The organism is Xanthomonas sp. DAR33341 (assembly GCF_003992815.1).
In the GTDB taxonomy this organism is placed as follows: Bacteria; Pseudomonadota; Gammaproteobacteria; order Xanthomonadales; family Xanthomonadaceae; genus Xanthomonas; species Xanthomonas cissicola.
In genome coordinates this window covers 78,909-94,776 of the sequence record NZ_QEYV01000029.1, presented here as the reverse complement: position 1 = coordinate 94,776, position 15,868 = coordinate 78,909, and the positions used below count along the sequence as shown (strand labels likewise).

Here is a 15,868-nt window from a genome sequence, read left to right as displayed (position 1 = left end):
CGATACCGCGCGCAGAGCCATGTGCGTGTCACCACACCACCTGCGCGCCGCGCGGGACTATTGGGGAGTTGCCCGTGCAGCGACGTGATTTCCTGGCCCTCACCGGGCTGACCATGGGCGGGCTGATCGTGCCGGCTTACTTCGGCAAGGCCATTGCCGCCGAGCAGTTGCTCACGCCCTTCGATGTGGGCCGCAAGAAGCGTCTGGCCGATGCCGGCTTGAACGCGGCGCGTCAGGCCGGAGCGAGCTATTGCGATGTGCGCATCGGCCGCTATCTGCGCCAGTTCGTGATCACCCGCGAAGACAAGGTGCAGAACGTGGTCAACACCGAGTCCATCGGTGCCGGCATCCGCGTCATCGTGGGCGGCGCGTGGGGCTTTGCCGCCACCAACGAGCTCACCGAGCAGGGCGTGGCCAAGGCCGCCGCGCAGGCCGCGGCGATCGCCAAGGCCAATGCCAAGGTGCAGGGCACGCCGGTGCAACTGGCGCCGACGCCGGGCGTGGGCGAGGTGAGCTGGAAGACGCCGATCAAGAAAAACGCCATGGACGTGCCGATCAAGGACAAGGTGGACCTGCTGCTGGGCGTCAATGCCGCCGCCACGGCGGCCGGCGCCAACTTCGTCAACTCGATGCTGTTCGTGGTCAACGAGCAGAAATATTTCGCCAGCACCGACGGCTCCTACATCGACCAGGACGTGCACCGCATCTGGGCCCCGATGAGCGTCACCGCCATCGACAAGGCCAGCGGCAAGTTCCGCACCCGCGACGGGTTGTCCGCGCCGATGGGGCTGGGCTATGAATATCTCGATGGCGCCGCCTCCGGCAAGTTCGTCTCGCCCAACGGCGTGGTCAATTACGGCTTGTCGTACGACATGAAGGAAGATGCGATTGCGGCGGCCAAACAGGCGCAGGAAAAGCTCAAGGCGCCGTCGGTCAAGCCTGGCAAGTACGACCTGGTGCTGGATCCCTCGCACACCTGGCTCACCATCCACGAGTCGATCGGTCACCCGCTGGAGCTGGACCGCGTACTCGGCTACGAAGCCAATTACGCCGGCACCAGCTTCGCCACGCTGGACAAGCTCAAGGCCGGTTTCCAGTACGGCAGCGACAAGGTGCATATCCTCGCCGACAAGACGCAAGCAGGCAGCCTCGGCGCGGTGGGCTACGACGATGAAGGCGTCAAGACCAAGCAGTGGGACCTGATCCGCGACGGCAAGCTGGTGGACTACCAGGCCATCCGCGATCAGGCGCATATCCTGGGCAAGACCGCCTCCGATGGCTGCTGCTATGCCGACTCGTGGTCGAGCGTGCAGTTCCAGCGCATGGCCAATGTGTCGCTGGCCGCCGGCAAGACGCCGCTGAGCGTGAGCGATCTGATCAAGAACGTGGAAAACGGCATCTACATCATCGGCGATGGCTCGTTCTCCATCGACCAGCAGCGTTACAACGCGCAGTTCGGTGGCCAGCTGTTCTACGAAATCAAGAACGGCGCCATCACCCGCATGCTCGAAGACGTGGCCTACCAGATCCGCACGCCGGAATTCTGGAACGCCTGCAGCGCCGTGGCCGACCAGCGCGACTACCGCCTGGGCGGTTCGTTCTTCGACGGCAAGGGCCAGCCGAGCCAGGTCTCGGCGGTCTCGCACGGTTCGTCCACCGCCCGCTTCGATGGCATCAACGTCATCAGCACCGCCCGCTCGCTCGGCTGACAGGAGAAACCCACATGAGCATCCTTACCGAAGCGCAGGCCAAGGCCATCCTGGACAAGGTCATCAAGCTGTCCAAGGCCGACGAGTGCACCGCCACCCTCACCGGCTCGATCGACGGCAATATCCGTTTTGCGCTCAACAACGTGTCCACCAGCGGCATCGTCGACAACACCGACCTGCAGGTGCAGGTGGCGTTCGGCAAGCGGGTGGGCGTGGCCACCATCAACGAGTTCGACGACGCCTCGCTGGAGCGCGTGGTGCGCCGTGCCGAAGACCTGGCCAAGCTGGCACCGGAAAACCCGGAATTCATGCCGGCGGTCGACAAGCAGACCTACAGGCCCAGCCCCACCTTCAGCGAATCCACGGCAGCGATCGATCCGGCGTTCCGCGCGCAGGTGGCCGCCGATTCGATCGCCCCGTGCAAGGGCAAGGGCCTGATCGCGGCCGGCTTCCTCGAAGACGGCCAGAGCTTTACCGCATTTGCCAACAGCAAGGGCAACTTTGGCTATCAGCGCGGTGCGCGCTTCGACTACACCTGCACCGTGCGCACCGAAGATGGCCGCGGCTCGGGCTGGGTGGGCCGCAATCTGAAGGATGCCGCCGACTTCAAGGCCGAGCAGGACATCCGCATCGCGATGCGCAAGGCCAGCGATTCGGCCGAAGCCAAGGCGCTGGAGCCGGGCAAGTACACGGTGATCCTGGAGCCGGCGGCGGCCGCAGGCCTGATCTCCTTCATGATGAATTTCTTCGACGCGCGCCGCGCCGACGAAGGCCGCAGCTTCCTGTCCAAGAAAGGTGGCGGCAACAAGCTCGGCGAACAGGTCTACGACCCGCGCGTGAACATCACCGCCGACCCGTGGGACCCGCGTGCGGCAGTGATGCCGTGGGACGAAGAAGGCCTGCCGCGCGAAAAGATGGCCATCGTGGAAAACGGCAAGATCGCCAACCTGCAGTACTCGCGCTTCTGGGCGCAGAAAAACGGCAAGCGTGCGGTCGGCGAGCCGGGCAATCTGTTGATGGCCGGCGGCGACAAGAACATCGCCGAGCTGGTGCGTGGCACCGAGAAAGGCATTCTGGTCACGCGCACCTGGTACATCCGCATGGTCGACCCGCAGACCGTGCTGCTGACCGGGCTCACCCGCGATGGCACCTTCTACATCGAGAACGGCCAGATCAAGTACCCGGTGAAGAATTTCCGCTTCAACGAATCGCCGGTGATCATGCTCAACAACATCGACGAATTGGGCAAGCCGGTGCGCGTGGCCGGCGACGAATCCAACTTCGTGATGATGATTCCGCCGATGCGGCTGCGGGACTTCACGTTTACCTCGTTGTCGGATGCGGTGTGACTGAAGACCGGGATTGGGGAGTCGGGAGTCGGGATTCGGAGAGCGCAGCAAGCTCTCCGCAGCCTGATGTTTTTCCTGCACCTCCCGTTTCCGGTCCACGCGCCTCGGCGCCGTCCGCGCCGCGCCGCCATTTCCTTGGCCTGTTGCTTGGTGGCGTCGCTGCGTTGGCGCTGCCGCAGCGCGCGCGGGCGGCCGGCAATTACGATTTCTGGTTCACCCGGTTGCGCTACGACTCCGGCGATTGGGATGTGGATGCGCGCATGCCGTCCAACCTGATCACCTCGTTGATCGACTACACCCAGCTGCGCGTGGATCCGCAGGAACACGTGCTGGATCTGGCCGACCCGCGCATGTTGCAGGCACCGTTCTGCTATCTGTCCGGGCACAAGCTGGTGGAGTTCAATCCGGCCGAGCGGCGCAATTTCGAGCGCTATGTGCGTAACGGCGGCTTCGTATTCGTGGACGACTGCAATCACGATATCGATGGCCTGTTCGCCACCTCGTTCGAAGCGCAGATGACCTCGATCTTCGGCAAGACGGCGTTGCAGAAACTTCCCAAGAACCATCGGCTCTATCGCGCATTCTTCACCTTTCCCGATGGCCCGCCGGCAACCGGTTTCGAGCTCAATGGCTGGGGCGACGACCTGGTGCACGACTATCTCAAAGGCATCAGCATCGATGGCCGCCTCGGGGTGCTCTACAGCAACAAGGATTACGGTTGTGAGTGGGATTACGACTGGCGCAACAAGCGCTTTCTGGCCGAAGACAACACCAAGTTCGGCGTGAACATCGTGATGTATGCGCTGACCAATTGATCGCCGCATGTCGATCGCGATGCCTTTTGATCGACACCTTGCAGCGCGCTTGCGCGCGATGAAGATGTACCGGTGAAGCGTCGCGCGCAAGCGCGCTCCTACACCAGCAACCCTATAGCGAGACTTGCCCATGACCTCCCCCAACAACGACATCCTCGCCGCGCAGCTCTCCCAGCTGGGCACGCTGCGCGCCGCCCTGGCCCAGGCGGTGGTGGGCCAGGACGCGGTGGTGGAGCAATTGCTGATCGGCCTGCTCGCCGGCGGCCATTGCCTGCTGGAAGGCGCGCCGGGCCTGGGCAAGACGCTGCTGGTGCGCTCGCTGGGGCAGGCATTGGACCTGCAGTTCCGCCGCGTGCAGTTCACCCCCGACCTGATGCCCAGCGACATCCTGGGCACCGAGTTGCTGGAAGAAGACCACGGCACCGGGCATCGGCATTTTCGCTTCCAGCAAGGGCCGATCTTTACCAATCTGCTGCTGGCCGACGAACTCAATCGCACCCCGCCCAAGACCCAGGCCGCATTGCTGGAAGCGATGAGCGAACGCACGGTGAGTTATGCCGGCACCACCTATGCGCTGCCGGCGCCGTTCTTCGTGCTGGCCACGCAAAACCCGATCGAACAGGCCGGCACGTACCCATTGCCCGAAGCGCAGCTGGACCGCTTCCTGCTGCATGTGCGGGTGGATTACCCCAGTGAGCAGGAAGAGCGCGACATCCTTACCCAGACCACCGGCAGCGCAAGCGCGCAGGTGCCCAAGGTGATGGATGCCGCTAGCGTGCAGGCGCTGCAACAGCATGTGCGGCAGGTGCATGTGGGCGCGGAGTTGCTGACCTGGATCAACCGGCTGGTGCGTGCCAGCCGTCCCGGCCCGCAAGCCAGCGACGAAGTGCGCCAGTGGATCAAATGGGGCGCCGGCCCGCGCGCCGGGCAGTCGCTGGTGCTGGCGTCCAAGGCGCGCGCACTGCTGCATGGCCGCTTTGCGGCCACCCGCGAAGACGTGGTGGCGCTTGCGGCACCGGTGATGCGCCACCGCCTGTTGCTCTCGTTCGCGGCCGAGGCCGAACAACGCACAGCCGACGACGTGGTCGCCGCATTGCTGCGTGCCGTGCCATTCCCGGCGTGAGGCCTAGCGCGGCGTGAGCGTGGACGTGCCGGCATTGATTCCCAGCGACGTACGCAGCCGCCTGCGTGGTCTGCAGCTGCGTGCGCGTCACGCACAGGGTGCGCACGGCATCGGCCAACACGCCAGCCGCAGCCGCGGCGCCGGGCTGGAATTCGCGCAATACCGCGCCTATGAACCGGGCGATGCGCTGCGCCAGATCGACTGGAAGCTCTACGCGCGCTCGGACCGCTTCTTCGTGCGCGAAGCCGAGCGCGAAAGCCCGCTGACGCTGTGGTTGTTGCTCGATGCCACTGCCTCCGCCGGCCAGGCCGATCACGCGCGCCCCGGCGGCACGCGTCTGCACACCATGGCGACGCTGGCGGCCTGCGCGGCAGAGATCGCGCTGCAGCAGGGCGATCAGGTCGGCCTGTTCGCGGTACACGGCGGCGGGCTGGTGGCAGTGCCGGCCGGCGCCGGGCCGCGTCAACGCGACCGGCTATGGCTGGCCCTGCATGGATTGCGCGCTGGGGGGCGTTGGCCGGGCATGGCCGCCGTACGCCCGCTGTGGGAACGCATCGCCACGCATGCGCTGGTGCTGTCGATCGGCGATGGCTTCGACGAAGACCTGAATATTGCATTGGAAAAACTCGCTGCCGCACGCCGCCAGGTCATGCAACTGCAGGTGCTGACCTGCGACGAACGCGATTTCGGTTTCAGCGGCGGGCATCGGTTTCGCGATCCGGAAACCGGCGAAGAATTGCTGGGCGATGGCGCGGCCATGCGCGCCGATTATCTGCAACGCTTCGGTGCTGCACAGCGCGCGCAACAGGCGCGCTGGCGGGCCGCCGGCATCGCACATGCACTGCAGTATCTGGACGCTGCACCCGACGCGGCGTTGCGCCAGTTGTTCGGGCAAGGCGCGCAGCGATGAGCTGGCAGGTCGGCCGCGAGCATGTCGCCAGGCGGGTGCCGCGATGAACTTGCTGTTGCTTTTCCCCGCCGGCCTGGCGGCGTTGGCCGCGTTGCTGCTGCCGCTGCTGATCCATCTGGCCCGGCGCAGCGAACACCGGCCGACCGACTTCGCCGCGTTGCGCTGGTTGCGTGCGCTGCCGCGCCCACGCCACCACGTGCGCTTGGACGAATGGCCGCTGCTGCTGGTGCGCTTGCTGCTGCTCGCTGCCGTGGCGCTGCTGCTGGCCGAGCCGGCCGTGCGCGGCCATGACGATGCACGCCCACGCATTGCGCTCAGCCCGGGGGTGGATGTGGCCGCCGCACGCCAGCTGCGCCACGCCGCGGACGCGCAATGGGTATGGCTGGCGCCGGGCTTCCCGCCGGTCGATGCTGATACCAATGCCGATACCCACAAGACACTCGCTAGGCCCGCGGGCGCGACGCAACCGGTCTCCAGCCTGTTGCGCGAGCTCGATGCCAGCCTGCCGCCAGATGCGGCGCTCAGCGTGATCGTGCCGGCCCAGTGGGGCCCGCTGGATGCGCAACGGCTGCAGCTGTCGCATCAGGTGCGGTGGCAAATCGTGCCCGGCCAGTCGCCGCTTGCGGCGCCCGCCGCTGCCGCGCCGCTGCGCCTGCAGGCGATTGCCGACGACAGCGCCGCGCCGGCCCTGCGCTATCTGCGCGCCGTACACGCCGCCTGGGCGCTGCCGGGCAGCTTGCCCGTGAGCACGCCGGCCGATGCGCAGCCTTCGCGCTGGCAGCCCGGCACCGTGGTGGCATGGCTCTCGCGCAGTGCCCCACCGGCGCCGGTGATGGCCTGGGTCGCAGCCGGTGGGAGGCTGGTGCTGGAAGCGCAGACACCCGTCCCGCCCAACCTCGCCGCGACACTGCAGCCCGTGCAACAGGCTACGTCGGGCGAGCCATTGCTCGACGCCGCAGCGCTCGGCCGCGGACGCGTGTTGCGCTGGGCCGCACCGCTGCAGCCGCAGCAACTGCCGGCGCTGCTGGATGCCGATTTCCCCACCCGCCTGCACGACGCCCTGCAGCCGCTGCCCACACCGCAGCGCGCGCTGGCACAGACCCAGCAACCGCATCGCGGTGCCGCCAGCCGCCTGACGACGGCGCCGTGGCCGCTGGCGCCGTGGCTGATCGGCCTGGTGCTGCTGCTGTTCGCGCTCGAACGCTGGCTGGCCACCGCGCCGCGCCGGTCCACTCCCGCATGAGCACGCCGGCACTGCAGCGGGCGTGGCAGGCGGCACGGCGGCGACAGGCCGCAGGCGTGCTGCTGTTCGGACTGCCGCTGGCGGCGGTGCCGGCGGCGCTGGCGTGGCGCGCCGGTGCGCAGGCAGCCGTGGTGGCGCTGCTGCTGGGCCTGCTGGCATTGGGCGGCGTGGCGCTGCTGGCCGCGCGGCGGCTCGACCAGAGCTGGCTGATCCACCGGCTGGATCGCGATGCAGATCTGGAAGACAGCAGCGATTTGCTGTTCGCCCCGGCCACCCGGCTCGGCCCGCTGCAGACCCTGCAACGGCAACGGCTGGAGCAGCGCCTGCGCAGCAGCCCGCGCGACCTGCGCCCGGCCTGGCCGTGGCGCCGCGCCTGGCCCTGGAGCGTGCTGGGCGTGCTCGCCTGTGGCGCGCTGCTGCTGTGGCCACAACCGGCCACCCACCGCACCCCGCCAACCGACCGCGTGGCCGCCGCGCGTGCCAGCAGCGGCGCGCCCACGCTGCGGCAGGCGCAGCTGCGCAGCAGCCCGCCGGCCTACACCGGTCTGCCCGCCGCGCGCCTGCCCGGCCTGGATGCGAAAGTGCCGGCCGGCACCCGGCTGGACTGGCAACTGCAGGTCGGCCCCGCGCCGCGCAGCGTGGCCGTGCGGCTCACCGACGGCAGCACCGTCGCGCTGGCCCGGCAAGGCCGTGGCGATATCTGGCAAGGCCACTGGGTCGCCGAGCGCGCCAGCCTGTACCGCATCCTCATCGACGGCGCGCCGGCCGACCGCCAGCTGCATCGACTGGACGTGCTGCCCGACCGCCCACCGCAGGTGCGCGTGCTTGCGCCCGAGCAGAGCCTGGTGCTGTGGTCCCCGGCCGCCCGCACCTGGACGCTGCGCTTCGAGGCCAGCGACGACTACGCGGTGGCCACCAACGCCGAGCTGCGCCTCACTCTGGCCCAGGGCAGCGGCGAAAACATCACCTTCAGCACCCAGCGCCGCACGCTGACCGGCAGTGGCCCGGCCAGGCAACGCGGCTTCGCCATCACCCTGGAGCCGCACGCGCTGGGCATGGCCGCGGGCGACGACCTGATTGCCCAGCTCATCGTCCACGACACCCGCCAGCCCGGCCCGCAGGAAGGCCGCAGCGCCAGCGTGATCCTGCGCTGGCCGCCGCCCGAACAAACCATGGCCGCCGGCCTGGAAGCCAGCGTCAAGCAGACCTTGCCGGCCTACTTCCGCAGCCAGCGCCAGATCATCATCGACGCCGAGGCGCTGCTGAAGGAGAAACCGCGCCTGGACGCGGCCACCTTCCTCAAGCGCTCGGACGCCATCGGCGTGGACCAGCGCCTGCTGCGGCTGCGCTACGGCCAGTTCCTGGGCGAAGAAAGCGAGGGCGCGCCGCAAGGGCCGCCGACTGCCGACGCGCCGCCCACCAGCGACGCCCCGGCCGACGAGTTGCCCACCGCCGACATGCCCACAGCCGATGCGCCAAGCGCACCCGGCGCTGCTTCGGACACGCACGCCGGGCATGACCACGACGATCACGCTCATGACGCCCACGCCGCCACACCCGGCGCTGCCGCACTGGACGACGACCACGATCACGGCGGCAGCAACGGCCGGCCCGAGCGCAGCAGCTTCGGCCAGGCGGAAAACGTACTGGCCGAATTCGGCCATACCCACGACCACGCCGAAGCCGCCACCCTGCTCGACCCGCAGACCCGCGCCCTGCTGCGCGCCGCGCTGGACCAGATGTGGCAATCCGAAGGCGAGCTGCGCCAGGGCCACCCCGAGCGCGCGCTGCCGTACGCCAACAAGGCGCTGGGCTTCATCAAGCAGGTGCAGCAGGCCGAACGCATCTACCTGGCGCGCGTGGGCACGCAATTGCCGCCGATCGACCCCAGCCGCCGCCTGAGCGGCGATCGCACCGGCCTGGGCGACCGCGCCGCCGGGCTGGACACCCGCCCGGACCCGGACCCGTCCGCGCTGCAGCTCTGGGATGCGTTGGGCGAGGCAGCCCCCGTGTCCGACGCCACCCTGGCCCGTTACGCGCAGTGGCTGCAGACCCAGCAAGACCGCCTGCACGACCCGCTGGGCCTGGCCGCCGCCGTGGAAACCCTGCGCGCCGAACCCGATTGCGCCCGTTGCCGCGCCCAGCTGCGCGCCCAGGTCTGGCGCACCCTGCTCGCCCCGCCGGCAGCACCACACCGCCGCGCCGCGCCCGACCCGCGCGGCCAGCGCTACCTGGATGCGCTGCGGCAGGAGATGCAGCCGTGAGTCCCACCCCGATCCGCCTTCTTCCGGTGCAGCGGTCGTTCGGACCGACGGTGTCTGTAGACCTGGCAGCAAGCGGTCCGCTGTCGTGCGCAAGGACCGCATCGCCAACGCTGCACGACGGACGCTCTCTGGACGCATTGCGCCGGGAGCACCAACCATGACGCTCTCCTTGCCCTGGTTGCTCGGCGCGGCATTGCTGCTGATCGCCGTCATCGGCTGCATACGCCTGGTGCGGGCGCACCAACGGCAACCGTATTTACGCACCCGGCTCTGGCTGCTGCTCGCCGCCCAACCGTTGCTCGCTGCATTGCTCTATCCGGTGCTGCTGCCCCCGCCACGCGCCGGTACCGATGGGGAACTGCATGTCGCCACCGCCGGCACCGCCGCCGGGCAGGTTTCCACTGGCGACCTGGCGCGCTGGGTCGCCTTGCCCGAGGCACCTGCATTACCGGGCGTGATGCGTGTGCCGGACCTGGCCACCGCACTGCGGCGCGCACCCGGCACCACGGCGCTGGTCGTGCATGGCAGCGGCCTGCCCGCCCGCGACCGTGAGGGCCTGAACATCCCGCTGCGGCTGAAGCTCGATCCCGCCCCACGCGGCGTGGTCGCGGTGTCGCCACCGCCGCCAGTGACCCCGGGCGACACCATTGCGGTGGCCGCGCAGGTGCAAGGCCTACCCGACGCGCGCGTGGAACTGCTCGATCCGGCCGGGCAGGTGGTGGACAGCGCCGTGGCCGACCGCGCCGGCCGCGTGCGCCTGCGCGGCCTGGCGCGCGCGCCGGGCCAGGTGCTGTTCGCCGTGCGTGCACGCGATGCCAATGGTGTCGAACGTAGCCGCGTGGAGGTGCCGGTGCTGATCGCTGCCGTGCCGCCTATGCGCGTGCTGCTCCTGGCCGGCGCGCCGCAGCCGGAACTGAAGTACCTGCGCCGCTGGGCCAGCGATGCCGGGCTGGACGTGCGTAGCCAGATCGCGGTCGGCCCCGGGGTGCAGCTCGGCGAAGGCGCCGCGCTGGATGCGGCCAGCCTGGACCGGCTGGACCTGCTGATCGTCGACCCGCGCCGCCTGGTCGCACTGGGCACTGCGCAGCGCCAGACCATGCGCGCCGCGATCCAGCGCGGCCTGGGTGTATTGGTGCGCACCGACGGGCCGCTGGACGCCGGCACACGCACCGCCCTGGCCGAGCTCGGCCTCGGCGTCAGCGGCGGCAGCACCAGCCGCCCGGTGCCCGCACCGCAGCGACTCTCGCCGCCGGCCGCACCTGCCGACCCTGCCGGCAGCCCCGGCGACGCCCCGACGCTGGCGCCGCTGCAACGTCGCGACCTGCAACCGCAAGCCACCGACGCCCTGATCGCCGCCCGCGCCGACGATGGCAGCGCCCTGGGCTGGTGGCGCGCCCAAGGCCGCGGCCGCATCGGCATCGGCCTGGTCGAAGACAGCTTCGCGCTGGTGCTGGCCGGCCGCAGCGATCTGCACGCCGCGCTCTGGGCGCAGTTATCTGCCGCGGTCGCCCGCCCGGGCGGTGCGCTACCCACCCCGGTGCAGGAAGGCTGGTCGCAACAACGCATCACGCTGTGCGACCTGCGCGCCGACGCCTTGGCGACCGACCCTGACCGGGCGCGCCACCCATTACTGCCGGAGCGCAATGGCAATGGGCCGCGTTGTGCCGGCTACTGGCCGGCAACCCCCGGCTGGCATCGCCTGGAGAGCAGCAGCACGCAACGCTGGCTCTATGTGCGCGCGCCCAACGACGCGCAAGCCATGTACGCCCAGCAACTGCGCGCAGCGACCAGTGCGCTGACAGGCGGCACTCCCTTCGCCCCCATCGCCACACCTGCCACACGACCCGGCGCGCGCTGGCCGTGGCTGCTGGCCTGGCTCAGCGTGGCCGCAGCGCTGTGGTGGTTTGAGCGAAGGCGAGCTTCGCAACGGGTGCCGTAACAAGCGCTTGAACGTATGAAAGGCAGCGTTGCAGATTGACGTTGCCAAGGGCGCAATAGCCTACTGCACGGAGACACGCGTGGTCTCGAATCTCGCGATGCGATTCAAAGCAGACGGCTTGCGGGTGCGTCATTTGCGCATCGTATTACGCACGCGCGTTGGCCTCCGCAGGCAGATGCGCAGGCTACACGGTGAGACGTTGCGCCGACCCAACAACATGCCCATCCACTACGCTCAGCAGTGCCGGCGATTCAACTCACCACCGTCACGCGCCGCCATACCCGGCAATGGTTGTTGGCCGGCAACGCGACATCGTCGATCAACTGCAACCCCACCGATGCCGCCAAGGCATCCACCGCTTCGGCATCGCGAATACCCGAGGCAGGGTCGCGCTCGCGCAGCATGGCGTCGAAGGCGCGATTGCTGTCGCTGGTGAATTGCCCATTGCGGTTGAACGGCCCGTAGATCGCCAGCACCGCACCGGGCGCCATCACCGCCGGCAATCCGGCGAACAAGGCCTGCACCTGCGGCCAGCCCATGATGTGCAAGGTATTGGCGCTGTAGATCGCATCGAAGCCGTGCTGGCCGCCACCCAGCACCGGCAGGCTGGGCGGCGGTGCGAGCCCGGGCGTGGGCGTGGACACGGCCTGTAGTGCAATCGGTGGCGGCGTGTTCGGCAGTGCCGCCTCGTCCAGCCATTGCCGCATGCCGGCAAGATGCTCGAGATGATCGCTGGCCTGCCACTGCAACCACGGCATCGCCGCAGCGAAATGCACTGCGTGTTGTCCGGTGCCCGCACCGATTTCCAGCACCTGCTGCCGGTCGGCAAAATGCGTGCGCAGTACCTCGAGAATCGGGTCGCGGTTGCGCGCGGACGCTGGCGAAAACGGTTTGGACATCATCGGCATCTGTCGTGGTTGTGGCGATTGTCGCGCGCAGGAATCGCTCGGCGGCAACCGTTCGGTGGACAGGATGCCGCTGCCCTTCGCCCGCATTGCGTTGCGAGCGTCATCCATGGCTGCGCACCCACTGCACAATGACCTCGCAGCTATCCTGACCTTCGCATGCAGCGGTACGCATCACCGCGGCGGCAAGGCCTCATACGCACGCCGCACCGCTTCTTCGCCGAAGCGACGCTCCAGCCGACGCACGATGAAATGTCCGCGCGCCATCGCCTGGAAGTGGCGCATGAACACGGTATTGAGCGTGGCGCCGCTGACCGCGCCGACCAGCGGCACCGCCTGTACGGCGAGTTTTTCGCCCACGTTGACCGAAAACTTCGCCGCGATGCGCGAGACCAGCGAGACCAGCGCCGGTGCACCCTTGCTGGCGAAGCCGTGCGCGGCCACGTAGCTGGCCGCGGCGCTCAATTGCTGCGCCATCGCCGCACGCACTGCGAAGTAGCCGGATTCGGCGCCGTCGTCGCTGGCACTGCGGCCGCCATGCGCCAGCACTTCCAGGCACGCCAGCGCGGTTTCCGGGTCGTGCAGCGATTCGCCTTCGGCACGGGCGATATCGGCGATGGAGCGCAGCATCACCGTCGTGGTCACCGGCAGCTCCACCATCAAGCCCGGCAGGCCGAAGAACCCGCCTGCGCCGCCGGAAACCGCCACCGCCAACGCATGCCGCGTCGTGGATGCCGGTTGCTGCGCATCGGTCTTGCCGCGCAGGCTCAGCAACGCCGATTTCATCGCCACCTGCAGCGCGCGACGGGTCACGCCGTCGATGCTGCGGGTCACCACCTTGGGAAGCCGTTTGGTGATCAGGCTCTCGATCGGCGCGCCCAGCGCATTGGCCAGTTGCGCTGCCACGCCGGGGTTTTCCAGCAATGCGTGGGCCGTGGCCAGATCGCGCTGCGCGGCAGCGTCCATCACCGGTATCGGAAGCGTTGTCATGCCTGCTCATCATGGTTGGGACCTAGCCGATGGTACCCAGCGCGATGTGAGTGCCGCACAAGCGAACTGGACCCTGTTGGGCCCGCAGCGCAATTGGCTGTTAAAATGCGGAAATCATCGGCGTCCAAGCAGCGAATGCTCACCAGATGAATTGCGAGATCCGCCACAGCATCGTCATTGCCGCCGCGCCGGAAGTGGTCTCCGCTGCGTTGTCCGAGCCCAGGCAGCTTGCGCGTTGGTGGACCCGCGAAGTGAGCCTGGCCGACGATCTGGTGCGCCTGGACTGGAGCCGGCAGGGCTGGCGCGTGGAACTGAGTATCGATGAAGGCGCCGATCACCAACTGGTGTGCTGGCGCTGCCACGACTCCAACATGCTCGACACCGATGCCTGGAAAGGCACGGTGATGCGCTTTGAACTGCGCTCCATCAGCCAGGGCACGCAGGTGGATTTCGTGCAGTCCGGCTACCGCGATTCGCCGTGCAAGGAGGCCTGCGCGCGGGGCTGGCGTTTCTTTCTCGGCAGCAGCCTCAAACGCTATGTGGAAACCGGCGAAGGCGCGCCGTCGGCCGATATGCACATGCCCGAGTTGCCAGCGCAGAACCCGCACACCCCGCGCTAAAGGCGGCAGCGGCGAGCCGCAGCATCGGTCAACGCGCTACCTCGATCACGTGCAACAGCGTGCCGACCTGAAACTTGGCGAAGTTTCAATCCATCCTGTGCGTGTCGAACAAGAACAGCCAACAAAGCTGCTGCGCAGATTGCCAACGGTCGCTGGCGACGGTGTGTTAGCCCTCATCGCGTCATCTTCGCCCATTTCGGCCTTCGCCCCGCCTTCAAGTTGGCAGCGATGCGCAGCGCCGTCGCCGGCATCGCGTCTTGCGTTATGTCACCGGTTGCTGCAACAGCACGATATGCGCCTGTGGCGCAGACGCATGTCGTGCGGAAAAGCTGACAACTCACGCCGTGCGCGGTTGGCCCATCGAGGCTGCGGTGGTAACCGGCAACTGCGCATCCACCGTCACCGGGCTGTCGGCCTGCAGCAGGGCGCGCGCTTCGGCATCGCTGGCCACCGCCGGCGGCGAGCCGCGTAGCGGCAATCCTGCGGTTTCGCGCACGAACAGCATGGTCAACAAGCCGATCGCCGCTGCGCCCATCAGGTAGTAGGCCGGCACCAGCGGGTCGCCGGTGCGCTCCACCAGCCAGGCAGTGACCAACGGCGTGGTGCCGCCAAACAACGACACCGAAACGTTGAAGGCAATCGACAACGCGCTGTAGCGCACCGGCGTGTAGAACAGCGCCGGCAAGGTGGACGGCATCGAGCTGGTGAAGCACACCAGGGCCAGGCCAAGCAGCATCAGTCCGGCGAAGATCAGCCCATCGTTGCCGCTGCCGACCAGCAACAGGCACGGGATCGCCAACGCAAACAGTGCGATGCAGGCACCGATGATCATCGGCCGCCGGCCCAGTTTGTCGCTGAACATGCCGCCGACGATGTTGAGCGGCATCATCACCAACATCACCAGGATGATCAGCAACAAGCCCTTGCTCTCGGCGTAACCCATCGTGACGCTGAGGTAGCTGGGCATGTAGGTCAGCAGCATGTAGTCGGTGACGTTGAACACCAGTACCAGGCCCACGCACTTGAGCAGTTGCGGCCAATGCAGGCGCAGCAGCGTGGTCAGGCCCTGCGCGGCGGTCTGCCGCTCGCGCTGTTCGGATTGTTCGGTATGGGCGCGAAATGCCGGGGTCTCCTCCAGCTTCATGCGCATGTACAGGCCCAGCAGCCCCAACGGCCCGGCGATCAGGAACGGCACGCGCCAGCCCCAATCGAGCATCTGCGCCGGAGTCACGCTCATGTGCAAGGCGGTCACGGTGGCGGCGCCGGCGATGTAGCCACCCAGCGTGCCGAACTCCAGCCAGCTGCCCATCAGGCCGCGATTGCGGTCGGTGGCGTATTCGGCAATGAAGGTGGCCGCGCCACCGTATTCGCCGCCGGTGGAAAATCCCTGCAGCACGCGCGCCAGCAACAGCAGTGCAGGCGCCCACAGGCCAATGCGCTCGTAGGCCGGAATTAGTCCGATACTGAAGGTGCCCAGCGCCATCAGGATCATCGTGGCGGCCAGGACTTTCTGGCGCCCGTAGCGGTCGCCGAGCGGTCCGAAGACCATGCCGCCGATCGGCCGCACCAGAAAGGCCACGGTGAAGGTGGCGAAGGTCGCGATCAATTGTGCGGTGGGGTCGCTTGCCGGGAAGAACACCTGGCCCAGCGTCACCGCCAGATAGCCGTACACGCCGAAGTCGAACCACTCCATCGCATTGCCGAGCGCCGCAGCGCCGACGGCCCTGCGCAGCATGCTGCGGTCCACCACGGTGACCTCATCCAGTTGCAGCTGGCGGCGGCGTTTGAACCAGCCAAAGTGCGAACGCATCGCGCGGGCATCGTGCATCTATGGTCTCCGTAAATTGCCCCCGGGATATCTCGCCGGGCGCAGGCCGTCGCTACCCGCTCGCCCTGGCAACGCACAGGACACGGCACATCACGCAAGCGCATTGCACTGGATGACACCGGAGGCATTCCCGGACGGCCGCGTGGATTCAACGGCGCTGCGGGACAGACGAC

At 68.1% G+C, this 15,868-nt stretch carries 12 protein-coding genes; 9 read left to right on the top strand and 3 right to left on the bottom strand.

Annotated elements, in window-relative coordinates:
- Positions 1-74: 74 nt before the first annotated feature.
- The 8 genes from EO156_RS14170 (at position 75) to EO156_RS14135 (ending at position 11,352) form a co-directional block, all read left to right on the top strand.
- Positions 75-1,709 carry a TldD/PmbA family protein gene (locus EO156_RS14170; RefSeq protein WP_003487942.1) on the top strand — a complete coding sequence of 545 codons (1,635 nt, stop codon included), beginning with the start codon at positions 75-77 and terminating at the stop codon, positions 1,707-1,709.
- A 14-nt stretch (positions 1,710-1,723) separates the two neighbouring features.
- On the top strand, positions 1,724-3,058 hold the full coding sequence (locus EO156_RS14165) for a TldD/PmbA family protein (RefSeq protein ID WP_003487940.1): 1,335 nt from the start codon (positions 1,724-1,726) through the stop codon (positions 3,056-3,058).
- Positions 3,055-3,873: a DUF4159 domain-containing protein gene (locus EO156_RS14160; protein ID WP_016849083.1), complete on the top strand. Its 819-nt coding sequence runs from the start codon at positions 3,055-3,057 to the stop codon at positions 3,871-3,873. The genes EO156_RS14165 and EO156_RS14160 overlap by 4 nt, the downstream gene beginning before the upstream one ends.
- Positions 3,874-4,003: 130 nt before the next feature.
- Positions 4,004-4,996, top strand: a complete 993-nt coding sequence (locus EO156_RS14155) for a MoxR family ATPase (protein WP_003487936.1) — start codon at positions 4,004-4,006, stop codon at positions 4,994-4,996.
- 13 nt (positions 4,997-5,009) lie between these two features.
- Entirely contained in the window at positions 5,010-5,906 is an 897-nt protein-coding gene (locus EO156_RS14150) for a DUF58 domain-containing protein (RefSeq protein WP_005916003.1), read from the top strand.
- A 43-nt stretch (positions 5,907-5,949) separates the two neighbouring features.
- Positions 5,950-7,149 carry a BatA domain-containing protein gene (locus EO156_RS14145; RefSeq protein ID WP_029827804.1) on the top strand — a complete coding sequence of 400 codons (1,200 nt, stop codon included), beginning with the start codon at positions 5,950-5,952 and terminating at the stop codon, positions 7,147-7,149.
- Positions 7,146-9,413: a hypothetical protein gene (locus tag EO156_RS14140; RefSeq protein WP_029827803.1), complete on the top strand. Its 2,268-nt coding sequence runs from the start codon at positions 7,146-7,148 to the stop codon at positions 9,411-9,413. Before EO156_RS14145 ends, EO156_RS14140 begins: the two co-directional genes overlap by 4 nt.
- A 157-nt stretch (positions 9,414-9,570) precedes the next feature.
- Positions 9,571-11,352, top strand: coding sequence for a membrane protein (locus EO156_RS14135; protein ID WP_029827802.1), 1,782 nt, complete (start codon positions 9,571-9,573; stop codon positions 11,350-11,352).
- Positions 11,353-11,603: 251 nt separating this feature from the next.
- Here the strand turns inward: EO156_RS14135 and EO156_RS14130 are convergent, their stop codons facing one another.
- Positions 11,604-12,260 (bottom strand): DUF938 domain-containing protein, encoded by a 657-nt coding sequence (locus tag EO156_RS14130; RefSeq protein ID WP_029827801.1) that lies wholly within the window; start codon positions 12,258-12,260, stop codon positions 11,604-11,606.
- Positions 12,261-12,431: 171 nt separating this feature from the next.
- Positions 12,432-13,223, bottom strand: a complete 792-nt coding sequence (locus tag EO156_RS14125; protein WP_016848951.1) for an EcsC family protein — start codon at positions 13,221-13,223, stop codon at positions 12,432-12,434.
- Positions 13,224-13,393: 170 nt separating this feature from the next.
- On the opposite strand from EO156_RS14125, the gene EO156_RS14120 reads away from it, so the two are divergent.
- Positions 13,394-13,867 (top strand): SRPBCC domain-containing protein, encoded by a 474-nt coding sequence (locus EO156_RS14120; protein ID WP_005917427.1) that lies wholly within the window; start codon positions 13,394-13,396, stop codon positions 13,865-13,867.
- Positions 13,868-14,204: 337 nt separating this feature from the next.
- Here EO156_RS14120 and proP read toward each other — a convergent pair whose 3' ends face one another.
- Positions 14,205-15,695: a glycine betaine/L-proline transporter ProP gene (proP, locus tag EO156_RS14115; protein ID WP_016848950.1), complete on the bottom strand. Its 1,491-nt coding sequence runs from the start codon at positions 15,693-15,695 to the stop codon at positions 14,205-14,207.
- Positions 15,696-15,868 lie beyond the last annotated feature (173 nt).